21 protein-coding genes and 1 pseudogene are annotated in these 24310 nt (G+C 69.3%); 8 read left to right on the forward strand and 14 right to left on the reverse strand.

Going from position 1 to position 24310, the window contains the following annotated elements:
- Nucleotides 1-162 precede the first annotated feature (162 nt).
- On the reverse strand, nt 163-696 hold the full coding sequence (locus tag IU459_RS07465) for a DUF4334 domain-containing protein (RefSeq protein WP_195128732.1): 534 nt from the start codon (nt 694-696) through the stop codon (nt 163-165).
- Nucleotides 697-905: 209 nt separating this feature from the next.
- Between IU459_RS07465 and IU459_RS07470 the strand changes: the two genes are divergently transcribed.
- Entirely contained in the window at nt 906-2096 is a 1191-nt protein-coding gene (locus tag IU459_RS07470; protein ID WP_228837518.1) for an SLC13 family permease, read from the forward strand.
- Between the two features lie 302 nt (nt 2097-2398).
- On the opposite strand, the gene IU459_RS07475 is transcribed toward IU459_RS07470, so the two are convergent.
- Genes IU459_RS07475 through IU459_RS07490 form a run of 4 tightly spaced genes read right to left on the reverse strand, consistent with a single transcriptional unit; the run spans nt 2399 to nt 4941 of the window.
- The gene (locus tag IU459_RS07475; RefSeq protein ID WP_324198783.1) at nt 2399-2662 is read right to left on the reverse strand and encodes a YciI family protein; all 264 of its coding nucleotides are present in this window, start codon (nt 2660-2662) and stop codon (nt 2399-2401) included.
- Nucleotides 2659-3168: a transcription antitermination factor NusB gene (gene nusB, locus IU459_RS07480; RefSeq protein WP_195128734.1), complete on the reverse strand. Its 510-nt coding sequence runs from the start codon at nt 3166-3168 to the stop codon at nt 2659-2661. The genes IU459_RS07475 and nusB overlap by 4 nt, the downstream gene beginning before the upstream one ends.
- A 33-nt stretch (nt 3169-3201) precedes the next feature.
- Nucleotides 3202-3765, reverse strand: coding sequence for an elongation factor P (gene efp / locus IU459_RS07485; protein ID WP_195128735.1), 564 nt, complete (start codon nt 3763-3765; stop codon nt 3202-3204).
- A gap of 48 nt (nt 3766-3813) precedes the next feature.
- Nucleotides 3814-4941: a M24 family metallopeptidase gene (locus IU459_RS07490; RefSeq protein WP_195128736.1), complete on the reverse strand. Its 1128-nt coding sequence runs from the start codon at nt 4939-4941 to the stop codon at nt 3814-3816.
- 224 nt (nt 4942-5165) lie between these two features.
- On the opposite strand from IU459_RS07490, the gene IU459_RS07495 reads away from it, so the two are divergent.
- The 5 genes and pseudogenes from IU459_RS07495 to aroB all read left to right on the forward strand — a co-directional run bounded on the left by IU459_RS07495 (nt 5166) and on the right by aroB (nt 10055).
- On the forward strand, nt 5166-5639 hold the full coding sequence (locus tag IU459_RS07495) for a prepilin peptidase (protein WP_195128737.1): 474 nt from the start codon (nt 5166-5168) through the stop codon (nt 5637-5639).
- Nucleotides 5640-5898: 259 nt separating this feature from the next.
- Complete coding sequence (locus IU459_RS07500; RefSeq protein ID WP_195128738.1) at nt 5899-6744, forward strand: universal stress protein; 846 nt, start codon at nt 5899-5901, stop codon at nt 6742-6744.
- Nucleotides 6745-6838: 94 nt separating this feature from the next.
- Complete coding sequence (gene aroC, locus IU459_RS07505) at nt 6839-8047, forward strand: chorismate synthase (RefSeq protein WP_195128739.1); 1209 nt, start codon at nt 6839-6841, stop codon at nt 8045-8047.
- Nucleotides 8044-8562 (forward strand): annotated as a pseudogene (locus IU459_RS38340) (shikimate kinase); the annotation flags it as partial. The gene aroC and the pseudogene IU459_RS38340, both read left to right, overlap by 4 nt.
- Nucleotides 8563-8933: 371 nt before the next feature.
- A complete protein-coding gene (gene aroB, locus IU459_RS07515; RefSeq protein WP_195128741.1) occupies nt 8934-10055 on the forward strand; it encodes a 3-dehydroquinate synthase in 1122 nt (373 codons plus the stop codon).
- Between the two features lie 88 nt (nt 10056-10143).
- Here the strand turns inward: aroB and IU459_RS07520 are convergent, their stop codons facing one another.
- The 7 genes from IU459_RS07520 to IU459_RS07550 form a co-directional block, all read right to left on the reverse strand.
- Nucleotides 10144-10623, reverse strand: coding sequence for a B-4DMT family transporter (locus IU459_RS07520; RefSeq protein WP_228837521.1), 480 nt, complete (start codon nt 10621-10623; stop codon nt 10144-10146).
- Nucleotides 10624-10673: 50 nt separating this feature from the next.
- Entirely contained in the window at nt 10674-10955 is a 282-nt protein-coding gene (locus IU459_RS07525; protein WP_228837522.1) for a hypothetical protein, read from the reverse strand.
- A gap of 66 nt (nt 10956-11021) precedes the next feature.
- Complete coding sequence (locus tag IU459_RS07530; RefSeq protein ID WP_195128743.1) at nt 11022-11849, reverse strand: shikimate dehydrogenase; 828 nt, start codon at nt 11847-11849, stop codon at nt 11022-11024.
- Nucleotides 11839-13332: an endolytic transglycosylase MltG gene (locus IU459_RS07535; RefSeq protein WP_195128744.1), complete on the reverse strand. Its 1494-nt coding sequence runs from the start codon at nt 13330-13332 to the stop codon at nt 11839-11841. The genes IU459_RS07530 and IU459_RS07535 overlap by 11 nt, the downstream gene beginning before the upstream one ends.
- Nucleotides 13329-13892, reverse strand: a complete 564-nt coding sequence (gene ruvX, locus IU459_RS07540; protein ID WP_195128745.1) for a Holliday junction resolvase RuvX — start codon at nt 13890-13892, stop codon at nt 13329-13331. The genes IU459_RS07535 and ruvX overlap by 4 nt, the downstream gene beginning before the upstream one ends.
- Nucleotides 13892-16561: an alanine--tRNA ligase gene (gene alaS, locus IU459_RS07545; protein WP_195128746.1), complete on the reverse strand. Its 2670-nt coding sequence runs from the start codon at nt 16559-16561 to the stop codon at nt 13892-13894. Before alaS ends, ruvX begins: the two co-directional genes overlap by 1 nt.
- A 171-nt stretch (nt 16562-16732) precedes the next feature.
- Nucleotides 16733-18088 (reverse strand): replication-associated recombination protein A, encoded by a 1356-nt coding sequence (locus tag IU459_RS07550; protein ID WP_195128747.1) that lies wholly within the window; start codon nt 18086-18088, stop codon nt 16733-16735.
- A 220-nt stretch (nt 18089-18308) separates the two neighbouring features.
- Here IU459_RS07550 and IU459_RS07555 point away from each other — a divergent pair, with 220 nt between their 5' ends.
- Nucleotides 18309-19964 (forward strand): alkaline phosphatase D family protein, encoded by a 1656-nt coding sequence (locus tag IU459_RS07555; RefSeq protein ID WP_440446470.1) that lies wholly within the window; start codon nt 18309-18311, stop codon nt 19962-19964.
- A gap of 67 nt (nt 19965-20031) precedes the next feature.
- Here the strand turns inward: IU459_RS07555 and IU459_RS07560 are convergent, their stop codons facing one another.
- A complete protein-coding gene (locus tag IU459_RS07560; protein WP_195128748.1) occupies nt 20032-21201 on the reverse strand; it encodes a kinase in 1170 nt (389 codons plus the stop codon).
- Between the two features lie 190 nt (nt 21202-21391).
- Between IU459_RS07560 and IU459_RS07565 the strand changes: the two genes are divergently transcribed.
- Nucleotides 21392-22360 carry a hypothetical protein gene (locus tag IU459_RS07565; protein ID WP_195128749.1) on the forward strand — a complete coding sequence of 323 codons (969 nt, stop codon included), beginning with the start codon at nt 21392-21394 and terminating at the stop codon, nt 22358-22360.
- Between the two features lie 83 nt (nt 22361-22443).
- Here the strand turns inward: IU459_RS07565 and aspS are convergent, their stop codons facing one another.
- Nucleotides 22444-24216: an aspartate--tRNA ligase gene (gene aspS, locus IU459_RS07570; protein WP_195128750.1), complete on the reverse strand. Its 1773-nt coding sequence runs from the start codon at nt 24214-24216 to the stop codon at nt 22444-22446.
- Nucleotides 24217-24310 lie beyond the last annotated feature (94 nt).

The following is a 24310-nucleotide window of genomic DNA, read 5'->3' on the forward strand; positions in this document are numbered from 1 at the left end:
GTCGCCGCATCGCCGCAAAGGTGTCGCTGTTTTGCGCAAAATCGTAGACGGCGACGCGAAGCGTCTCGGTTGAGGGTGGTGGTGGGCTGGCGGGAGGGCCTAGTGTGGTGCGAGCGACGCCGGACCTGGATCGGCGACGGTCGTCCGGTTCCGCGGCAACCCTCAGCCGAAGTCCCTGCGCAGGATGAAGAAATAAGGCTGGGTCAAGCCGCGCAGGTCCATCACGCCGAGCAGGGAGTTCTCGTCCGCGCGCCGGAAGTGATCGATGATCGGCAGGTGGTCGTAGATCATGGCGGCGCTGGTCACGTCGCGGTATTCCACTTCGCGCAGACGCGCGGTCGGCGCGTGGGTTCGCAAGGCGGGTCGCAGGATCGGCAGCATCCTGCGCACAGCGCGCACTCCCGACAGCGGCACCCGGCCGGCCAGTGCGAGCGGAACCCGCCGCGGATCGACCGGAAACACCGCATCCCCTGCGGTGAACAGCAGCGGATGCACACTCTCGGGGCCATCGAATTGCTTGCCGTACCACCCGGACGCCTCGAGCACACCGTCGAGTGGATGGCCGGTGTGCAGTTCGTCGCCGCGCCAGCGCCCGGTCGTGATCTCCTCGACCCGGGCCGCAGGAAGGCGGTCGAACAGCGCCCACGCCTCCTCCGTGGTGCGGACATCCAGCACTGCCGGCTCGTTCGTGGCCATATATTCAACTTCCTCACCCAAGGCAACGTTGCGATAGTTATCCTATCGTTCTCTCAGGACGGCGGCTCCATCATCCGGCCGTCTTGCAGCTCAAGCCGATACCTCTCGGGCGCAGCCGAGATGCTGCCATGATGTCGGATGTGCTCGAACAGGTCGATTCCCCTGATCGCACCTCGCCCACGCAGTCAACGGCTGCACCGTCTGGACGGATGCCGCGGCTCGGTGTCTTGGACTGGGTCCGACTGGGATTGCTGGTCGCGGGTCTGCTGTGCGTGATCACCGGGCTGTTGCCCCACGACGACGCCATCGCGAACATGCGCCGAATCAGTCCCCTCCTGCTGTTTCTCGGCAGTGTGCTGGTGCTGGCCGAACTCACCAGGCAGGCCAAGGTTTTCGACGCCATCGCCCTTCGTCTGGCGATCCTCGGTCGCGGTCACTACCCCGTGCTGTTCGTCCTGTGCGTGCTGTTCGCCTCGGCCACCACCATCCTGCTCAATCTCGACACCACGGCCGTGCTGATCACGCCGGTGATGCTGGCGCTCGCGGCGCCCGCCCGAATTCCGCCGCTGCCGCTGGCCATGACCACCCTGTGGCTGGCCAACACCGCGAGTCTGTTGCTGCCGGTCTCCAATCTCACCAATCTGCTCGCCGCCGACCGGGTGGCGCTCAGCGCGACGGATTTCGCGGCGAGAATGTGGGCACCGCAAGTCGTTTCCATTACTGCGACGATGGTCTGCCTGTGGCTCTGGTATTGGCGGCGCGGGCGACGCCAGAGCGATCGCTATGTGCCGCCCGAACCGATCCGGCCCGAGAATTTTCGTGAGCGCGCATTACTTTTCACCACCACGGGGGCATGCCTGCTGTTCATCTTCGCGATTCCCCTGGTCGGCGACCACATCGGCGTCGCGGCCACTGTGGCGGCGGGCATCGCGGTGGCCGGTTTCGCGGTCTTCGATCGCGGCGCCCTGCGATTGTCGCTCATACCTTGGCGGTTGCTCGTTTTCGTGGTCGGCCTGTTCCTCGTGGTGCCGACCCTCAGCCGGTTCGGCCTCGCCGATCTCATGCACGCCTTGGTCGGCACCGACGACGGCGCGTCCGGCGCCTACCGGGCCGCCGTCGCGGGCGCCGCGCTCTCCAACGTCGCCAACAACCTCCCCGCCTACACCGCGGGAGAGGCGGTGATCCCGGCCGGAAACGGGAATCAGCTTCTGGCGCTGCTGATCGGGGCGAATATCGGCCCCGTCGTCACACCGTGGGCATCGCTCGCCACGCTGCTGTGCCTGGAGTTCTGTCGCACGCACGATGTCCGGGTCCCGATGGCGCGCTTCGTGCTCACCGGCCTCGCCCTCGCCGTCGTCGCCACCACGGGCGCCGTCGCGGCGCTGCTGGTGACAGGTTGAGTGGTCCACCCCCCACCACTTGACCTCGAGTGCGGTCGAGGTACGACGATCGGACCGAGTCGAATCGAGGAGCTTTCCCGATCCGATCTCGCACGCCGAACCACCCGGTTCCGGTGGGGCTCCCGCTGGTCCATCCGTACACCCCCAGCGGGAGTCCTGCGTGTACGCCGAATTGTGCGGCGGCACTGAACGCAAACAGCACAACTACTGCCTGCCTGCGGTCGGCTATGAGAAAGAACAGCCGCACAGCTGCGGGCAACCGCTCGATGCGGACGGCTGGCAGCTGGGCGGCTGTCGTGCGTTCAGGCGGAGACGGTGATCTCCCACTCGTAGACCGTCAGTTCCGAGGAGCCGGTGGTGCGCACCGGGTCGGCGAAAACGAGTTGCTTTGCGGCGTTCAGGTTTTCGGCTCGGATGACGTAGGCGCCGCCGGTGCCGTCGGTGAACTTGCCGCTCTCGACCAGGTGACCACGCTCGAGCAAACCCTGCAGGAACTCCCGGTGCGGTTCGATCACGGCGGCGTCGAAGCGCGGGGTGCGCATCACCAGCACGAGGTATTTGTTCACGCCTCGGGCTCCCTGCGAGGGGCGCGGGTGGCCGCCGCCGCGGCGCGCACCTGCGGCGCCACCAGGACGACCTGGCCGAGCACACCGTTGACGAAGGACGGCGAGTCGTCGGTGGACAACTCCTTGGCCAACTCCACCGCCTCGTCGACGGCGACAACAGGTGGGACATCAGTCGCGTGGAACAACTCCCACACCGCGATGCGCAGAATCGCGCGGTCCACGGCCGGAAGCCGCGAGAGGGTCCAGTCCTGCAAGTACGACTCGATGGTTCCGTCCACCCGGTCGAGGTCGTCGGCGACGCCCTCGACCAGGGTGCGGGTGTAGGCGTGCACGGGCGCGACGGACTGGTCGCGGGTGGCCAGCTCGGAGCGCTCGTCGAGCAGTTCGGCGGCGTCGACGTCCCTGGCCTCCGCCTCGAACAGCAGATCCACCGCACGCCGGCGGGCCTTGTGCCGAGCGCCGAGCTTCTTGTACGTGGACTTCTTGTCCACGGGCTGTTCCGCCACGGTCACATTATCCCGGATCGGCCGGTCCGCGGATCAGGCGTTGACCCGGCCGAGGTAGCTGCCGTCGCGCGAGTCGATACGCAGCTTGTCGCCGGTGTTGATGAACAGCGGGACCTGGACCTCGGCACCGGTCTCCAGGGTCGCGGGCTTGGTGCCGCCGGTGGAGCGGTCGCCCTGCAGGCCGATATCGGTGTGGGTGACCTCGAGCTCCACCGAAACCGGCAGCTCGACATACAGCGGCGCGCCCTCGTGCGTGGCCACCTGCACGGTCATGTTCTCCAGCAGGAAGCGGGCTCCGCCGCCGATGGTCTCCTCGGCGATGGAGATCTGGTCGAAGGTCTCGCCGTCCATGAAGACGTAGTCGGTGCCGTCGTGGTAGAGGTAGGTCATGTCGCGGCGGTCGACGTTGGCGGTCTCGACCTTCACACCGGCGTTGAAGGTCTTGTCGACCACCTTGCCGGACACGACGTTCTTCAGCTTGGTCCGCACGAAAGCGGGGCCCTTGCCCGGCTTGACGTGCTGGAATTCGACGATCTGCTGGAGCTGGCCGTCGATCTTCAGCACAAGGCCGTTCTTGAAGTCGCTGGTGTCCGCCACTGTCTTCGGATCTCCTCGTTCTACCACTTGGTCTCTGGCCGACCGGCGTCAGTCGACGACGGTCAAGTCTTTGCTGGTGTGGGTGAGCAGTTCCGGGCCCCCTTCGCGCACCACGAGCGTGTCCTCGATCCGGACCCCGCCGCGGCCGGGAAAGTACACACCTGGTTCGACGGTCACCGCCACGCCAGACAGAAGTGTACCGGTTCCGGTTTTCGCGATTCCGGGCGCTTCGTGGATCTGCAACCCCACCCCGTGCCCGAGACCGTGCACGAACAACTTGCCGTGCCCGGCGGCCTCGATCACCGCCCGCGACGCCGCGTCGACGTCGGCCACCGGCACCCCGGGGCGCAGCGCGTCGCGCCCGGCCCGCTGCGCCTGCTGGACCAGCGCGTACACCTCGCGCTGCCAGTCGGTCGGCGCGCCGAGCACGAAGGTGCGGGTCATGTCCGAGTGGTAGCCGCCGACCACGGCGCCGAAGTCCAGCTTGACGAAGTCGCCCGCCGCCAGCACGGCATCGGTCGGCCGGTGATGCGGGACAGCCGAGTTCGCCCCGGTCGCCACGATGGTCTCGAACGACACCGCTTCGGCGCCGTGCTCGAACATGGCCCATTCCAGATCTCGGGCCACCTGGCGCTCGGTGCGGCCCGGCCGCAGTCCGCCACGTTCCAGAAGAGAGGCGAGACCGGCGTCGCCCGCCGCGCACGCCGCCCGCAACTGCTCGACTTCGTAGGCGTCCTTGACCATGCGCAACTGCTCGACCAACCCGGGCGTCGCGACGAGGTCGAGACCGGTCCGCTGCTCGAGAAAGCCGCGATGCTGGTCGACGGTGACGACATGGCTTTCGAAGCCGACCCGGCCGAGTTGCCACTCCCCGGCCAGTTGCACGATCCGGCGCGCGGTGGCCCGCGCGATCTCCGCCCGCAGGTCAGGGACCTGCTCGGCGACTTGGACGCGGTACCGGCCGTCGGTGCCGATCACGCTGCGGTCCTCGGCGGCGCGGGTGTCCCAGGAGTGCACCAGCAGCGCCGCGTTGGAACCGGTGAACCCGGTCAGGTACCTGATGTTCACCAGATCGGTGACCAGCAGGGCGTCCACCCTGTTCTCCACCAGCAGGCTGCGCAGCGCTCCACGCCGTGCCGCGTAGTCGGGCGCGTGGCCCTGGTGATCGGAACACATGGGTCAAAACTACCGCCGACACGCCGCGGGCCGACACGCAACACGTGCTCGATGCGCCGCCCGCGGGTCCTGATTACGCGGTATGCGCTGGAATGGACTGGCGCCCAGGAGATCTCGTTTGTGAACACGACAGTGCGGAGCATTCGCTGTTCACAATCGCTCATGTTGTGCACATTTCGGCCCGGCGGGGCCTCCGGGCATCGATGCGGTGCCAGCGTGGAGGCATGTCTCGTTTCGCGTTCACCGCTTTCGCCGCATGGTGTGCGGTATTGACCGTGCTCGACCTCCGGGAACGACGCCTGCCCAACAGACTGACCGGTTTCGGCGCGCTGGCGGTGCTCGGATACGCACTGATCACAGGGCAATTCACGGTCGCAGCACTCGGCGCGACATTCCTCGTTACGCCGTATCTACTGGTGCACCTGGCCGCGCCCGCCGCGCTCGGCGCGGGAGACGTCAAACTCGCGCTCGGCCTGGGCGGGGCGGCCGCGCTCGGCGGTGCCCACACGTGGGTCTGGGCGGCGCTCGGCGCACCGGCGCTCACTGCCTGCATCGCGTCCGCGGCGCTGGCCGCTCGGCGCGTGCGCACGGCGTTCATCGGCAGCCCGGCCGGCACCCAGCTCACCGTGCCGCACGGGCCCTCGATGTGCCTGTCGACGTTGCTCGTTCTCGCATCGCCGGTCATGGACTCGGGCTGAGCCCGCTGCGTGGCACCGCCGCGTCCCGTTCGAGGCGCGAGCAGGACAACCCGGCGGCCGGATGGTGAAGCCAGCAAATACAGCGCAATTCGTCGGTACCATCAATCGCAGGCAACGACTTCCCCGAGCAGCCGCTCGAGCTGGGGTAGCGAGCTACGGCCCTCGGCGAGTTGCCGCTCGAGTGCGCCAGGACAGCGATGCAGCGTCGACAAGGAGCCGCCGAGTGAATCCGAGGCATCCATCGCGGAGGCCGATCGTCGTGGGATCCGACGGGTCCGCCGAGTCGATAGTCGCGGTGCGCTGGGCGGCCCAGACCGCCGCCCTGCACGACGCACCCCTGCACATCCAGCTCGTCATGGAGTCGTCGCCGGCCGCCGACACCAACGATCCGCCACGCCCGGCCGCGCTGCTGCGGGTGCGAGAAGCGGATGAGGCGATGGAACGCGCCGCGAGCGCGGCCGAAGCCGCCGCGCACGCGGTACGCGATATCGCCATCGGCACCGAGATCCGCACCGCGCACGTCGCCACCGCCTTGATCGAGCGCTCCCGGACCGCGGCAATGCTGGTAGTCGGCACGCGCGGTGCCGGCCGGATCCAGCGCGTACTGCTCGGGTCGGTCAGCACGGCCGTCGCGCGGGACGCGGACTGCCCGGTCGCCGTGGTGCCGTCCGAGGCGCCGCTGTGGGACCGGGCGAGCACCTGCCCGGTCGTCGTCGGGGTGGACGGTTCGGGCGCCGAGCAGGCCGCCATCGAGGTGGCCGTGACCGAGGCATCCCTGCGCGGGGTCGAACTGGTGGCGGTGCACACCGGGGGCGAGATCGAGCCGCCCGCGGCGACCGGCAGCGACTGGACGGAGCTGCGCCGGACCGAGGAGGCAGTGCTGGCCACGCGCCTGGCCGGATGGCAGGAGCGGTACCCGGAGGTGCCCATCCGGCGTGAGGTCGTCCGCGACCGTCCGGAGCGCCGGCTGCTCGAACGCTCGCGTGAAGGTCAACTGCTCGTCGTGGGCAAACGCGGTCGCGGTGTCCTGGGCCGTCTGCTGTTCGGCTCGGTCGGCGAAGCACTGCTGCGGTCGGTGGACCGCGCCATCGTGATCGCCCGCTGACCCGCCGCACGCGTTCCGATCCGCCGCCGACGTGCGCGTCGTCACGGCGGGCCGCATTCCGAACCATGGGCGCCGACATGGGAGGATGGACCACGTGCTGCGTTGGATAACTGCCGGAGAATCCCATGGTCCCGCTCTCGTCGCCATCCTGGAGGGGATGGTGGCAGGCGTCGAGGTGACATCCGAGGAGATCTCCGCGCAGCTGGCGCGCCGCAGGCTGGGATACGGGCGCGGCGCACGGATGAAGTTCGAGGCCGACAAGGTCACCGTCATCGGCGGCGTGCGGCACGGACGCACGATGGGCGGCCCGGTCGCCATCGAGGTCGCGAACTCCGAGTGGCCGAAGTGGGTCACCGTGATGTCGGCCGACCCGGTCGATCCGGCCGAGCTCGCCGAACTGGCTCGCAACGCTCCATTGACCCGGCCCCGCCCGGGCCACGCCGACTATTCCGGCATGCTCAAGTACAACTTCGACGACGCCCGCAATGTGCTCGAGCGCGCCAGCGCCAGGGAGACCGCCGCTCGCGTGGCGGCGGGCACCGTGGCGCGCAACTTCCTGCGCCAGGCGTTCGGCGTCGAGGTCGTCTCGCATGTGGTCTCCATCGGCACCGCGCAGAACACGTCGGGCATCGTGCCGACCGCCGCCGATCTCGCCGCGGTGGACGAGAGCCCCGTGCGCGCGTTCGACAAGGATGCCGAGGCGGCGATGATCGCCGAGATCGAGGCGGCCAAGAAGGACGGCGACACGCTCGGCGGCGTCGTCGAGGTGATCATCGAGGGCCTTCCCGTCGGCCTCGGCTCGTTCACCAGCGGCGAGAACCGCCTGGACTCGCGGCTCGCGGCCGCGCTCATGGGGATCCAGGCGATCAAGGGCGTCGAGGTCGGCGACGGCTTCGAGACCGCGCGCCGCCGCGGCAGCCAGGCGCACGACGAGATGCGGCCAGGTCCGGACGGAGTGCTGCGCTCCACCAACCGCGCCGGCGGCTTGGAAGGCGGCATGACCAACGGCGAGGCGCTGCGCGTGCGTGCCGCGATGAAGCCGATCTCCACGGTGCCGCGCGCACTGTCCACCGTCGACATGACCACCGGCGCCGAAGCGGTGGCCATCCACCAGCGCTCGGACGTGTGCGCCGTGCCCGCCGCGGGTGTGGTCGCCGAATCCATGGTGGCGCTGGTCGTGGCGCAGGCCGCGCTGGAGAAGTTCGGCGGCGACTCGCTCACCGAGACGGCCGAGAACATCACCAGCTACGTCAAGCGCATCAGCACCCGCCCCCACGTGCCCGCGGACAGTCGGTCGCAATGATCGTGCAGACCGACCCGCGCGCCCCGCGCGTGGTGCTGGTCGGACCGCCGGGAGCGGGCAAGTCCACGATCGGCCGCAAGCTCGCCAGGGAACTCGGCGTCGAGCTGTACGACACCGACGCCGGCATCGAGCGCGAGACCGGTCGCACCATTCCGGAGATCTTCGCCGAGGACGGTGAGCCCGAATTCCGCCGGATCGAAGAGCGGGTGGTGCGTCGCGCCATCCTGGCCGAGCGCGGCGTCGTCTCGCTCGGCGGCGGCGCCGTGCTGTCGTCGGACACCAGGGCGCTGCTGCGCAATCGCACCGTCGTCTACCTGGAAATCAGTGTGGCCGAGGGCCTGCGGCGTACCGGAGCGAGCACGCAGCGTCCGCTGCTCAACGGCGCGGATCCCGGCACGAAGTACCGCGAGCTGATGCGCACCCGCCGCCCGCTGTACCGGGAGGTGGCCACCGTCCGGGTGCGCACCGACGGCCGCAGCCCGGGCCGGGTGGTGCGGATGATCATGTCCAAGCTCGGCATGGAGCCCGCGGAGCGCACCGGGACCGATCCCGGCGTGCGGCCGCCGTCCAACGGAATTCCGCAGGGCAGCAGCCGATCCCGGGCTCGGCGTCGCGCCAGAGCCAGGGCGGCCGCTCGGCGCAGGGCCGCCGAGCAAGGCGAGACCACCGATACCGCGGCCGGTCCGGCGCAGGAGCCCAGCCCCACCACCACCGCTCGTGTCCGTCGCGCCCGCAGGGCGGCCACGAGTGAATCCGATGCCGCCGGCGGGGTGGGCACCGGTGACCCGTCAGCAGGCGGCCGAACCAGGCGTGCCCGCGCACGCCGTGCCCGCGCCCGGGCACGGCAGCAGTCGACAACAGCACCAACAGAATCGGAGCAAGCCACGTGACAGAGCCGAGTCGTCTCGAAGTCCGGACCGCCGACCCGTACCCGGTGATCATCGGCCGCGGGTTGCTCGGCGAACTCGTCGAGTCGGTCACCGGCGCGGCCACGGGCGTGCGCACGGTGGCGATCTTCCACCAGCCGCCGCTCGCCGAGACCGCCGAGGTGGTGCGGAGTGCCTTGGCCGACATCGGCATCGACGCCCACCGGATCGAGATCCCGGACGCCGAGGCGGGCAAAGACCTCGCCGTCGCCGGGTTCTGCTGGGAGGTGCTCGGGCGCATCGGCCTGACCCGCAACGACGTCGTGGTCAGCCTCGGCGGCGGCGCGGCGACCGACCTGGCCGGTTTCGTCGCCGCCACCTGGATGCGTGGCGTGCGCATCGTGCACGTGCCCACCACGCTGCTCGCCATGGTCGACGCGGCGGTCGGCGGCAAGACCGGCATCAACACCGAGGCGGGCAAGAACCTCGTCGGCTGCTTCCACGAACCCGCGGCCGTGCTGGTCGACCTGGCGACGCTGGAAACGGTGCCGCGCAACGAGATCGTGGCTGGCATGGCCGAGATCATCAAGGCCGGTTTCATCGCCGATCCGGTGATCCTCGACCTCGTAGAGCGTGATCCGGAGGCAGCCCTGGATCCGGCCGGTGAGGTGCTGCCCGAATTGATCCGCCGCGCGATCCAAGTGAAGGCCGACGTCGTGGCGGCGGACCTGAAGGAGTCCAGCCTCCGCGAGATCCTCAACTACGGCCACACCCTCGGCCACGCGATCGAACGGCGGGAGCGCTACCGCTGGCGGCACGGCGCGGCGGTCTCCGTCGGTCTGGTCTTCGCCGCCGAGCTCGGCCGCCTCGCGGGACGGCTCGACGACGCCACCGCCGACCGGCACCGCGCCATCCTGTCCGCCGTCGGGTTGCCGACCAGCTACGACGCCGACGCGCTGCCCCAGCTCCTGGACGCCATGCAGACCGACAAGAAGACCCGCTCCGGCGTGCTGCGCTTCGTGGTGCTCGACGGCTTGGCCAAACCCGGTCGCCTGGAAGGGCCCGATCCGACCTTGCTGGCGGCCGCGTACTCGGCGATCGCTCGCGAGGACAGCCCCAGCGGCGGCGCGGTCCTGCTGTAAGCCGGTTCCGGTCGCGGGGCGGCCGTGCACACTGCTCCGGATAGACGAACGGCGCGCCCCACCCGGGGACGCGCCGTTCGTGGTCGGCTCAGACCGCGCTGCCCGCGGCGGAGTACATCGACGGCGGCGTGGACCGGCCCTTGCCGCCCTGCCGCTCGGCCAGCATGCGCCCGATGCCGACGCCGATCAGCGCGGGCACGAAAATCAGCAGGATGATGAACGACGCGCCCGCCGTCACTTCGAAGAGCAGGCCGTTGTCACCGAGATCGAACCGGGGCAGCCAGTCCAGGACCCAGGCGACCAGACCGCTGCCGACACCACCCGCGACAGCCGCTTTCAGCCACAGCAGGGTCAGATCGGCTCCCCGTTCCGGGTCCGGGGTGGTGGCACGGTCCCTGCGGCCGTCGAGCACACCCCAGGCCACGATGGCCGCGAGCAGCACGATCAGGCACAGAATCCGCATCAGCGCGCCGTGTGTCGGCCAGTACACCATCGCGAAACCGAGCACGGCCCGCATCGCTACCACCAGCGCGCCGAGCACGACGGCCCGCAGCAACCAAGAATTCATGCGAAACACCATAGCTGTGTTTTCTGGTAGCGCCTATGGAGCCGGGTGTCTCAGTTGGACGGAACCCAAAGGTCGTACCTGCCGCTACCGTCATTCCGCGGAACGCACTGCGCCCGATCATTCCAGAGCGGCGCGTCCTTCAGGCAGCTTGCCAGCGAGACGTTCGACGCCGAAGGCACGCAGTGGAACCCCCAGGTCGGCTGCGCTGATGCGCAGCCATCGGCTTTGGCCGCCGGCTGTCCGCCGAACACGAACGCAGACGCGGCGATCGCCATCGCGGCGACGACCGCTATACGAATGAACACAACGCTCCCCCTATCGTTGAAATACATTGGACAGCAGACTAATACGACCGTCACGTCAGCGGAAGAGCACGGCCGCCACGAACAGATCTGGTATCAGGTTTCGGGTCGATGCCCCTCGTTCAGCGCAGCCGCCATCTCGGCGCGCGGCGCAGGCTGCCCGGTGAACAGCTCGACCTGCCCGTATGCCTGATTCAGCAGCATCTGCAGACCGCTGACCACCGTGTGCCCGGCCCGCGCCACGGCCTCGGCGAGCGGTGTCGGCCACGGGTTGTAGATCGCGTCGAGGACCACCGGGGCCGCTGCCACCGGAGCCGCCACGGCCGCGGCCGCCGCCGCGGGGATCGTGCTCACCACGGCTCCTGCCGCTGCGCATACCGCAGCGAGGGACTCGGCATCGAATCCGGTCAATGACGCGGTCATCCCCAGCCGCTCGGCAAGGTCCAGCGCACCGCGTGCCCGTCCGGCATCCCGCGCGACCACGGTCACCGACTTCGCGCCCAGCTCCGACAAGGCCAGCAGCGCGGGCCGCGCGGTGCCGCCCGCGCCCAGCACCACGCCCTCGGTCACGCTGGTGACACCACCGCCGCGGAGCGCGCCCAGCACACCGTCGACGTCGGTGCAGTCGGCCAGCCAGCCTGCGTCGGTGCGGACCAAAGTGTTGGCCGATCCGACCAGCACGGCCCGATTGGTGCGCTCATCCGCGTGGGCCAGTGCCGCTTCCTTGCCGGGCATGGTCACCGAGAGCCCGACCCATTCCGGCCCGAGCCCGTCGACCAACCCGGGCAGCTGCTCGGCCGAGCATTCGATGCGCTCGTAGCTCCAGTTCAGCCCGAGCGCCCGATACGCGGCAAGGTGCAGCTGTGGCGATCGCGAGTGCGCGATCGGCTTGCCGAGCACCGCCGCCTTGCGACTATCGGCCACCGCTGTCCCTGGAACTATCGAGGATGCCGCTGCGCTGCGCCCGTGCGATCAGGCGCAGATGCTCCTGATAGTCGTCGGTGAACAGGGTGGTGCCCTGCTTGTCGACGGTCACGAAGTACAGCCACGGCCCCGGCTCCGGATTCTCCATGGCACGCAACGCGTTCAACGACGGTGCGGCGATCGGGGTCTGGGGCAGGCCACGCATCGCATAGGTGTTCCAGGCGGTTTCCTGGGCGCGGTCGGCGTCGGTCGTCGCCACCTCGGTGCGATCCAGGGTGTAGTTCACCGTCGAGTCGAACTGCAGCATCTGGTCGACCCGCAGCCGGTTCACGATCACCCGCGCCACCTTGCCCATGTCCTCGGGTTTCGCCTCACGTTCCACCAGTGAGGCGGCGACCAGCGTCTCATACGGCGTCAGTTTCGTGTCGGCGCCGGACTGCAGCAGTCCGGTGGATTCATAGCTCGCCGCGCTCGCGGACACCAATTGCCGCAAGATCTGCTCCGGCGTCCCGCTCGGATCGAAATCCCAAGTGCCCGCGGCGATGAGGCCTTCCAGCTGCCTCGTCCGGTCCGGGCAGTCCTTGACACCCTGCGTCGCCCACGCGGGCACCCCGAGCGCAGCCAGGTCCAGACTCGCGCCCGCGGCATCGAGCTGTTCGTAGGTCACGCACTTCTGGTCGGCGCCGGTGCCGATGCAGCTGGCCTCCGCGATCTTGCGGTAGATGCCGTCGTACCGCCCACCGGTGCTCATGTCGTGTTGGTCGTGCAGCAGCCGCCCCTCGGAGACGACCAAGTTCCCGACCCTCGACTGCTTGCCGACCAAGGCGGACACTGCCTCCGCCGCGGGGCTGCGGCTGGGTATGGCGTAGAAGCCGGGCTGCACCGTGTTCATGCTCGAATTGCGCACGGCCGCTTCATAGAACGCGCCCGTGCTCGCGACCACACCACGCTCGACCATGGTCGCCGCGATCTGCTGGGAGGTGTCGCCGGGATGCACCTGCACCACCACCAGCGGTCCGGCCGGGCCCGCGTAGTCGTCCGGGGCGCCGAGGCTGTCGACGAGCTTCATCCCCGCGAAGATCGCGGCGCCGGCGAACAGGAGCACGAAGACGCCGGTGACCATCCATAGGCTCCTGCGCCGTCGCTTGCGCTGGACGGCCTTGCGGGAGGCAGCGCGGGAACGCCTGCCGCGCCGCGAGCGGGTAGGACCTTCCGGCTGGACACGCTTCGGGCGGCGCGACGTCTCCTGCCGAGCGGCCTTCGGGCGCCCGCCCCCGCGCCGCGGAGCGGGCGGTGGCGGCGCGGGTGGCTCGTCGTCGTCATCCACGTAGCGCGGGATGACAGCGGTGTCGTCGTCGTAATCGTCGTAGTCGTCGTACGTGTCGTCCTCGTGCGCGGCCCAAGCCTGGTCGTCCCTGCGGTAACGCCGATCAGCTTCGCGCTGTCGGAACAGTTCCTCGGCCCGCGCCCACCGATCCGTCATGCATCGTCTCCGGACGACGCGGAACGTCCCGTTTCCACCGACCTCAACACCGCACTCCGTTCGTCCAACCATCCTTGCAGGATCGACACGGCCGCCGCCTGATCGATCACCTGCCGCTGGCCACGCGCGCGAACTCCACTGTCCCGCAATGCACGTGCAGCAGACACCGTAGTCAAACGTTCGTCGGAAAGCCGGACCGGTACCGGCGCGACAGCAGCCCGCAATCGCTCAGCGAATGCGGTGGCCAGCGTAGCCGCAGTGCCATTCTCCCCGCGCAATGTTCGCGGTAATCCCACGATGACCTCGACGGCTTCATACTCCCGCACAATTTCGGCAATTCTTCCGATATCGGGTGCGGGGGCCTCGCGGTGCCGCTGCTTCGCCCGCGGCACGGTCTCCACCGGCGTGGCGAGAATGCCGTCGGGATCGCACGCCGCGACCCCGATCCGGACACTGCCGACGTCGACACCGATCCGTCTGCCTCGACCGGGATCGGTGGCGGGATGCGGACGGTCGGCGCCGCGGCACGCCGACCCCCGCGGTTCTCCGGAGTCGCCCATCACCCGGCTAGTTCGGCCACCCGCGCGCGGACCGCGGCCAGGCCCGCCGGAATGCCGGAGGGATCCGATCCGGCGCCCTGGGCCATCTCCGGCTTGCCGCCGCCCCGTCCAGCGATGCTCGGGCCGAAGCTGCCGACCAGGTCCCCGGCCTTGATGCCGAACTCCTGGGCGGGCTTGTTCACGGCGACCACGAACGGCACCTTGCCGTCGGTGTTGCCGAGCAGCACCACCACGGCGGGCTCACTACCGAACCGGCCGCGGATATCGGTGGCCAGCGTCCGCAGATCCCCTGCGGGCACGCCTTCCGGCGCGGCCACGGCGACCAGCAGCAGACGACCGATCCGCTCGGCCTCGTCGGCGAACTTGCCCGCCGAGGAGAGCACCGCGGCCATCTTGGTGCGCTCGAGCTCCTTCTCGGCCGCCTTGAGCCGCTCCACCAGCTGCTCGACGCGCCCGGGCACCTCCTCCGAGGGCACCTTCAGCGCGGAGGCGACACCGGCGAGCAGGGCACGCTCCTTGGCCAGGTACTTGTAGGAGTCCAGGCCGACGAACGCCTCGACACGGCGCACGCCGGAGCCGACCGACGACTCACCGAGGACGGTGATCGGGCCGATCTGCGAGGAATGCTGCACGTGCGTGCCACCGCACAGCTCCATGGAGAACGGGCCACCGATCTCCACCACGCGGACCTCGTTGCCGTAGTTCTCGCCGAAGAGGGCGAGCGCGCCCATCTGCTTGGCCTTCGGCAGGTCGGTCACGAAGGTGTTCACCGGGAAGTCGGCGCCGACCGCGTCGTTGGACACGGCCTCGATGTCGGCCTTCTGCTGTTCGGACAGCTGGCCCTGCCAGTTGAAGTCGAAGCGCAAGTAGCCCGGCTTGTTCAGCGAGCCCGCCTGCACCGCGTTCGGGCCGAGCACTTGCCGCAGCGCGGCGTGCACCATGTGCGTGCCCGAATGGCCCTGCGTGGCACCGCTCCGCCAGGCCGGGTCGGCCTGCGCGAGGACGACATCGCCCTCGGTGATCTGACCGTGTTCCACCCTGGTCTTGTGCACCCACAGCTTCTTGGCGATCTTTTGCACGTCGTTCACCCGCAGCTTCAGGCCCGAGGACGCGGTGATGCTGCCGCGGTCGGCGATCTGGCCGCCGGACTCGGCGTAGAGCGGGCTGCGGTCCAGGATCACCTCGACGTCCTGGCCCGCGGTCGCGGTCGGCACCCGCACGCCGTCGGCGATCAAGGCCAGCACGGTGGCTTCGGAGGTCAGCTCGTCGAAACCGGTGAACTCGGTGGCGCCGCGGTCGACCAGCTCCTTGTAGATGGTGAGGTCCGCGTGCGCGTGCTTGCGCGCCTGAGCGTCCTCCTTGGCGCGCTGGCGCTGCTCGGCCATGAGCGAGCGGAAGCCCTCCTCGTCGACCGACAGTCCGGCCTCGGCGGCCATCTCCAGGGTCAGATCGAGGGGGAAGCCGTAGGTGTCGTGCAGGGTGAACGCGTCCGCCCCGGCGATCCTCGTGCCGCCCTCGGCCTTCACCGCGGCGGCGGTGTTGTCGAACAGGGTGGAGCCGGTGTTCAGCGTCTTGAGGAACGCCGTCTCCTCGCCCACGGCGACGGTCTCGATGCGACGGAAGTCGGTAGCCAGCTCCGGGTAGGAGGGGGCCATGAGATCGCTCACGACCTTCATGAACTCGCCCATCACCGGCTTCTCGGCGCCGAGCAGCCGGGCCGAGCGCACGATGCGGCGCAGCAGGCGGCGCAGCACGTAGCCGCGGCCGTCGTTGCCCGGATTGACCCCGTCGGAGATCAGCATGGCGGCGCTGCGGGCGTGGTCGGCGATCACGCGGAAGCGAACGTCGTCCTCGTGCCGCACGCCGTAGGAGCGCCCGGTCAGCTCCTCGGCCTTGTCGATGATCGGGCGCAGCAGGTCGGTCTCGTAGACGTTGTCCACGCCCTGCAGCAGCAAGGCGATCCGCTCCACGCCCATGCCGGTGTCGATGTTCTTCTTCGGCAGCGACCCGACTGGCGGGTGACCCAGCTTCGGGCTCAGCTCGCCGCGGACGTCCTGCATGAAGACGAGATTCCAGATCTCGAGGTAGCGGTCCTCGTCGGCGACCGGGCCGCCGTCACGGCCGTGCTCGGGTCCGCGGTCGTAGTAGATCTCCGAGCAGGGACCGCCCGGGCCTGGCACGCCCATGTCCCAGTAGTTGTCTTTGCCGTCGCGGAACTGGATGCGTTCCTCGGGAATGCCGGCGACCCGCTTCCAGATCTCGGCCGCCTCCGGGTCGTCCTGGTACACGGTCACCCAGATGCGCTCGGGATCGAATCCGTAACCGCCTTCGTCCTGCGGTTTGGAGATCAGCTCCCAGGCGAGGGTGATCGCCCCCTCCTTGAAGTAGTCACCGAAGGAGAAGTTTCCCGCCATCTGGAAGAACGTGTTGTGCCGCGTCGTGACGCCGACCTCTTCGATGTCGCCGGTGCGCACGCATTTCTGCACGCTGGTCGCCCGCGGGTAGGGCGGCGCCTCCTGACCCAGGAAGTACGGCTTGAACTGGACCATGCCTGCGTTGACGAACAGCAGGTTCGGGTCGGCCAGGATCAGCGAGGCACTCGGCACCTCGGTATGGCCGGCACGGAGGAAATGGTCCAGAAAACGCCGTCGGATCTCGTGGGTCTGCACAGATATCCAGCCTACCGGTGCCGTGCACCCGAATATTCATCGACCGGCGTCGCCGCGCCGCTAGGACCGGTCGGCGCTCCGACAGCTCGGTGTCGAAGGAGACCCCGACCGGATCGGGCAAGCCGGGCGTCTTGCCGAACCGATACCGAAGGTACTGGTTAACACGCGACCTCAGAGGTCTCGGGTATTCCGGACGATTCGGCGGAGTTTCGCTACGCGTGGCCCGATCTCGCGTTCATGGCCGTGGTCGGTCGGCTGGTAGTAGTCGACGCCGACCAGTTCGTCGGGCGGGTACTGCTGGGGCAGCACGCCGTCCTCGTCGTCGTGCGGGTATCGGTAGCCCTGCGCGTTGCCCAGTGCGGCCGCGCCCGGGTAGTGGCCATCGCGCAGGTGTGGCGGGACCGTGCCCGCCTTCCCCGCCGCGACATCGGCCATGGCGGCGCCGATCGCGGCGACGACGGCACCGGACTTCGGCGCGGTCGCCAGGTGGATCGTCGCCTGAGCCAGCGCGAGCCGGCCCTCGGGCAGCCCGACCATCTGCACCACCTGCGCGGCGGCGGTGGCCGTCTGCAGCGCCATCGGATCGGCCATGCCGATGTCCTCGCTGGCGTGGATCATCAGCCTGCGCGCGATGAAGCGCGGGTCCTCGCCCGCGCTCAGCATCCTGGCGAGGTAGTGCAGCGCGGCATCGACATCCGAGCCGCGGATGGACTTGATGAACGCGCTGATCACGTCGTAATGCTGGTCGCCGGCCCGGTCGTAGCGCACCGCGGCCTTGTCCACGCTGGCCTCGACCAGGTCCACGTCGACGGTGCCGTCGAGCGAGGATTCGGCGGAGGCTTCCAGCGCGGTCAGCGCCCGCCGGGCATCGCCGCCCGCGACCCGGACGATGTGGTCGAGGGCGGCGTCGGTGACGCTGTACCCGCCGTCGAGCCCGCGCGGGTCGGCGATCGCGCGGGTGAGCACCACGCGGATATCGGCTTCGGTGAGCGAGCGCAGCTGCAGCACCAACGAGCGGGACAGCAGCGGCGACACCACCGAGAACGCCGGATTCTCCGTGGTCGCGCCGACCAGCAGGACGATCCGGTTCTCCACCGCGGCGAGCAGTGCGTCCTGCTGGGTCTTGGAGAAACGGTGCACCTCATCGATGAACAGCACGGTCTGCTCGCCCGCAGACAACCTGCGACGCGCCATATCGATGACCGCGCGCACCTCCTTGACGCCGGCCGAGAGTGCCGACAGCGCCTCGAAACGACGGCCGGTCGCCTGAGAAATGAGCGCGGCGAGGGTGGTTTTCCCGGTGCCGGGCGGGCCGTACAGCAGCACCGACGCCGCGCCGGAGCCCTCGATCAGCCTGCGCAGCGGAGAGCCGGGACCGAGCAGATGCTGCTGCCCGACCACTTCCTCCAGCGTGGCGGGACGCATGCGGACCGCCAGCGGCGCACCCGCGTCCCTGCGCACCACCGTGTCGATCGAGCGCTCCGGAGGCGCCGCGCCCCCGGGCACATCGAACAAGCCATCGCTCACGACCGCGCCTCGCTGGCGCTCGGCTCCGTCGTGCGCGAATGCGCACCGTTTCCTCGGTTCACTCGCTGCCGCTCGCTCACGAGACTTACGTTACCGAGCCACACCGACAGCACCGCATGCCCTTCCTGGGCAGCATGGCGGCTCGAGCAGCCGTGCGGGTCCGGCCCCTCCCGCCGGGCCGAGTTGCGTCTCGCCGGTCCTTCGGATGTGATCAACACCCGTGACCGAAAACGTGCACGTTTCAAATCCCGCGTCCCTCCGGGGTTTCGCTCGCCGAACCCTCCTGCGAGGTGGTGCCGCGGCAGCCACCGCCACGGCGGTGTTCGGCGCCGGACGCGCGGGCGCGGAGACACCGGTGTTCCGGCACGGCGTGGCCTCGGGCGATCCGCTCCCCGACGGCATGATCATCTGGACCCGCGTCACCGTCTCCGACGCCGCGACGCCCGGCTCCGGCCTCGGCGCCCCGGCGAACGTGCGCTGGGAGATCGCCGCGGACGAGGGGTTCGCTTCGGTCACCGCCTCCGGCACCGTGACGGCGACCGCGGACTCCGATCACACCGTCAAGATCGACGTCTCGGGTCTCGCGCCGGGGGCCGAGTACTTCTACCGCTTCAGCGCGCTCGGCGATACCTCGCCGGTCGGCCGCACGAAGACCGCGCCCGCCGCCGCGGATTCCCCCGAGCGCCTCCGGTTCGGTGTGGTCTCGTGCTCGAACTGGGAAGCCGGATACTTCGGCGCCTACCGTCATCTGGCCGCGCGTTCCGACTTGGACGCGATCGTGCACCTGGGCGACTACATCTACGAGTACGGCCACGGCAAGTACGGCGGCCGCAACGGCGCGGTGCGACCGCACGAACCGGCCGACGAAATCGTCAGATTGGCCGATTACCGCATCCGTCATGCGCAGTACAAGACCGATCCCGATCTGCTCGACCTGCACGCGGCACTGCCGTTCGTCTGCACCTGGGACGACCACGAGTCGGCGGACAACTCCTGGTCCGGCGGCGCGAACAACCACAACCCCGGGACCGAGGGCAGCTGGGCGGACCGGCGAGCCGCGTCGGTGCAGGCCTACCTGGAATGGATGCCGGTCCGCGCCGCCGGTTCCGGTGCGCAGGTGCGGATGTACCGCAGGCTGCGCTTCGGCACCCTGGCCGAACTCGCGATGCTGGATTTGCGCAGCTATCGCGACCAGGAGGCGAAGCCGGGAGCGAGCTGGCGGGAAGCCGACAACCCGGCGCGCACACTCACCGGCAAAGCGCAGATGGAGTGGCTGACCGCGGGCCTGGCCTCGGCGCCGGTGCGGTGGAAGCTGGTCGGGAACTCGGTGATGATCGCCCCACTGGTCTTCCCGCCGCTGGAACCGGCCACCACGGCGGCGATCACCAGCACTATGGGGATCCCGCAGTCCGGACTGTCACCGAACGGCGACCAGTGGGACGGCTACACCGCTGATCGCGCCCGCCTGTTCGGGGCGATCGTGGAGCAGCAGATCTCCGACGTGGTATTCCTCACCGGCGACATCCATTCCTCGTGGGCGGCGGACCTGCCCGTCGACGCGGCGAACTATCCGGGTGGCGCCACGGCGGGCGCCGAGTTCGTCGTGCCGTCGGTGACCTCGACCAGCATCGGCGACATGGTGCGGGCGAACACCGCGCCGGTCGCCGAATCGATCAAGTCGGTCAACCACCATCTGCGCTATGCCGAACTGGATTCGCACGGCTACGGCGTGCTGGAGGTCACCGCGGACCACGCGCAGATGGACTGGTACTACCTGCTGAACGTGGCCGACCCGAATTCCGCTGTGCGCCATGGCGCATCGTTCGCCGTCCGCTCCGGCGGCCGGATCGAGCCGCGGCAGATCCCGCTCATCTGACGGGCAGCCCGCGCCTCGACGACCGCGGGCCTCGCCATTGCGGCGAGTGCCGCACGGCTCCGGAGACCTACTCCGACCAGCGCTCTTCCAGCCTCGCGGAGACGTCCTCGGCAAAGTCGCCGACGATGTCGTCGCCCGTGCACCTGGCGTCCTCGGCGAGCGCGGCCCAGCGGTTGATCAGGGCCGCCGAGCGCGGCACCGACAGCCCGTGCTCCCTGGCCGCCGCGATGCGCGCGTGATCGGCGGGCAGGAACCAGTAGGTGGACAGCCATACCCAGATCAGCCGGGCTTCGAGGATGCGCTCGGCGAGCAGGTCGTCGTCGGCCAGCGCGGGCCACACGCCCACCACCTCGGCGCGCCATGCCTCCACCATCTGCCTGGCGCGCTCGCGGGAGAGTTCGACATCACACAGGCAGCCGGGGAAGGACACCAGCGCGTAGGCGACGACCAGGGTGGCGTCGCGGAACCCGCCCCACTCGTAGTCGAGGAAGCGAGCGCCCTCCTCGTTCAAGATCACGTTGTCCGGGCACAGGTCCGACGGGCTGAACGCGCGGAAGCGCCCCGCGGAGTACAGGCGATTGCCGCGCACGATCCGCTCGGCGATCTCCCCGGGCACCTCGATGCCCAGTTCGCGCTGCAGCATGCCGGGCACCTCGGCGATCGCCGTCTCGGCCTGCTGCGCGATGCCGTCCACCCGGTGCACCACCTCGACCCGGCGCAGCAGGGCGACGAAGTCCGCCTCGCGGCCGACCGTGGCGGCGTGCATCCGGCCCAGAGCCTGCGCGAACGCCATCAAGGCGTTGCGGGCGGCCGGCTCGGCTCCGGACTGCAGCACGGCGGTGAGCAGGGAGTTCTCACCCAGGTCGCTGAGGATCAGCAACCGGTCGGGAAGACTGTGGGCGACCAGGTACGCCCCTGGGCGCTGTTCCCGGCTCAGCGCGGTGGTGAACTGATACGACACGGCCTCGCGGAGAAACGCGGAGTCGATGCTGGCGACGCCGGGCGCCAAGCCGCCGGTACGGCGCTCCTGAGCGGACCCGCGGACCTGCTTGACGATCAGGGTTCGCGGCAACGAGAAGGCGTTCTCCGCTACCCGCACACGTAGGACTGTCGTTCTACCACTACCGCTGAGTTCGATCGGATCGCTCAGCTTTACCGGAGCACCCATTCGCTTTGTGAGCAACTGTTGCGCTGCGGACACGACTTCGGCGGCGCGTTCGGCCAATAGTGCGGTCATCGCCTCTCAAAGTACTCGCATCGGGTCACTTCTAGCGAGCGGTTACACAACCTTTCCGCGTCGCTCGGCGTGTCTTCGGCAAGGTCGGAGGGCGAAGGCCGGTCGCTTGACACCCGTACACCCGTCGGGTTTTCTCATCGTCAACTGCCCTGCGCCACATCGCAAACCAGTTGAGTGGAAAGGTCTGCCCATGGCCGAAACCCCGCCTCCCGCACCGAAATCAGCTGGCGGCGCACCCTACCCCCCGGACGACGACCAGCGCTTGGCGGCGCGGCCAGGGCAGCATGAGAGCGCCGACCCCCAGGCACAAGGACCAGGCACCGGCCACGCCCGCCACGAGATGGCGGGCTCGGCCGGATATCCGCAGTTCGAGGGCCCCGGCGCCGCACAATACGGCACCGAACCGCTGGAACCGCCGCCGCCGGTGGGCGCGCCGCACCCCAGCTACGGCCCACAGGGCACCGGGCCGGGCTGGACGCCCGGAGCCGCGGCAGCGCAGCAACCGGTCTACGGCTACCAGCAGGTTCCCTCTACTCCCGGCACCCTCGACGTCGGCCGGGCGCTCAGCTATGGCTGGGCGAAGTTCCGGGCCAACCCGGGACCGTGGGTCGGGGTGACCGCGGTGGGCGTGGTCGTCTATCTGGGGTTCCTGCTCGTCGTGCAACTCACCGACCCGACGACGATGCTTCCGCTGCTGCTCATCTTCTTGGCGGTCATGGCCGCGGTGTGGTTGCTGCAATCGGCCATGGTGCGCGGCGCGCTGTACGAAGCCGACGGCACCCCGCCTCCATTCGGCGCGTACTTCCGTTTCGTGAACGCGGGCAATGTATTGCTCACCGCGCTGCTGGCGTTCCTGCTGACCTTTGTCGGCTCCGCGATCTGCCTGATCCCCGGCCTGATCGCCGGCTGGCTGTGCATGTTCTCGCTGCACTTCGTCGTCGATCAGGATCAGGGTCCGTTCGAGGCGCTGAAGTCCAGCTTCAGCCTGGTCGTCGCCAATGCCTGGCAGGTCCTGCTACTCGCGCTGGCGGTGCTCGTGGTGACCTTCCTCGGCCTGCTGCTGTGTGGTCTCGGCCTGCTGATCGCCGGACCGGTCGCCACCATCGCCGTGACCTACGCCTACCGCACGCTCACCGGCGGCACGGTCGCCGCGCTGTGAACCGGACGCGCTCACTGTTCGACCGGTGAGCGCATCCCTTCCAGCCCCCAATGTCACTGTGACAAAAGGCGAATCCGCTTCCCTTAGTCCTTCTGCTGGCCCGGCTTGACGTCGAGGCCCGCTTCCTTGCGCTGCAGCTCGGTGATCGGCGCGGGCGCGTCGGTCAACGGGTCGACGCCGCCGCCGGTCTTCGGGAACGCGATGACGTCGCGGATCGAGTCCTCCCCTGCCAGCAGCGCGGTGACCCGGTCCCAGCCGAACGCGATGCCGCCGTGCGGCGGCGCTCCGAAGGCGAAGGCGTCCAGCAGGAAGCCGAACTTCTCCTGCGCCTCCTCGTGGCTGATGCCCATCACCTTGAAAACACGTTCCTGCACGTCACGTCGGTGGATACGGATCGAGCCGCCACCGATTTCGTTGCCGTTGCAGACGATGTCGTAGGCATAGGCGAGCGCGGAGTCCGGCTCGACGTCGAAGGTGTCCAACGACTCCGGCTTCGGCGAGGTGAACGCGTGGTGCACCGCGGTCCACGCGGAATGACCCACGGCCACATCGCCGCTCGCGGTCGCCTCGGCGGTCGGCTCGAACAGCGGCGCGTCCACGATCCACACGAACGACCAGGCGTCCTCGTCGATCAGCCCGACCTTGCGGGCGATCTCGACACGCGCCGCGCCGAGCAGCGCACGCTGCGCCTTGACGGCGCCGGCCGCGAAGAACACACAGTCGCCCGGCACCGCGCCGACGTGCTTGGCCAGGCCATCACGTTCGGCGTCGCTGAGGTTCTTGGCGACCGGACCGCCCAGCGTGCCGTCTTCGTTCACCAGGACGTAGGCCAGACCCTTGGCGCCGCGCTGCTTGGCCCACTCCTGCCAGGCGTCGAGCTGGCGCCGCGGCTGGCTCGCGCCGCCGGGCATGACGACCGCGCCGACGTACGGCGCCTGGAACACCCGGAACGGCGTGTCCTTGAAGAACTCGGTGCACTCGGTGATCTCGACACCGAAACGCAGGTCGGGCTTGTCGGTACCGAAGCGGCGCATGGCCTCGGCGTAGGTCATGTGCGGGATCGGCGTGGGGATCTCGTAGCCGACCAGCTTCCACAGCGCGACGAGGATCTCCTCGGCCAGCAGGATCACGTCCTCCTGGCGCACGAAACTCATCTCGATGTCGAGCTGGGTGAACTCCGGCTGACGGTCGGCACGGAAGTCCTCGTCACGGTAGCAGCGCGCGATCTGGTAGTACCGTTCGATGCCGCCGACCATGAGCAACTGCTTGAACAGCTGCGGGCTCTGCGGCAGCGCGTAGAAGTTCCCCGGCTGCAGACGGGCGGGCACCAGGAAATCGCGCGCGCCTTCCGGGGTGGAGCGGGTCAACGTGGGCGTCTCGACCTCGACGAACTCGTGGCGGGCCAGCACCTCGCGGGCGGCCGCGTTGACCTTCGACCGCAACCGGATGGCGTGCGCCGGCGCCTCGCGGCGCAGGTCCAGGTAGCGATGCTTGAGGCGCGCCTCCTCGCCGGGCTGCTCGTCCAGCTGGAACGGCAGCGGGGCGCTCTCGTTCAGCACCTCGAGCTCGGTGACGTTCACCTCGATGGTGCCGGTCGGCAGCTCCGGGTTCTCGTTGCCGCTCGGCCGCGGTTCCACGGTACCGGTGACGCGCACGCAGTACTCGGCGCGCAGCCGGTGCGCCTGCTCGGCCGGTGCGCCCTCGCGGAACACCGCTTGGGCCACGCCGGACGCGTCGCGCAGATCGATGAAGATCACCCCACCGTGGTCACGCCGCCGCGCCACCCAGCCGGTGAGAGTGACGGTCAGACCGGCATGCTCGCTTCGCAGCGAACCGGCCAAGTGGGTGCGCAGCACGGGATTCCTTTCGACGACTCCGGCACCGGCGCGGTGTGACCAGGTGCGGGTCCATCGTAGTGAGACATATTCGCCGAGTGGAAACCGATATCGC

The organism is Nocardia amamiensis, assembly GCF_015477605.1.
GTDB classification, from domain to species: Bacteria; Actinomycetota; Actinomycetes; order Mycobacteriales; family Mycobacteriaceae; genus Nocardia; species Nocardia amamiensis_A.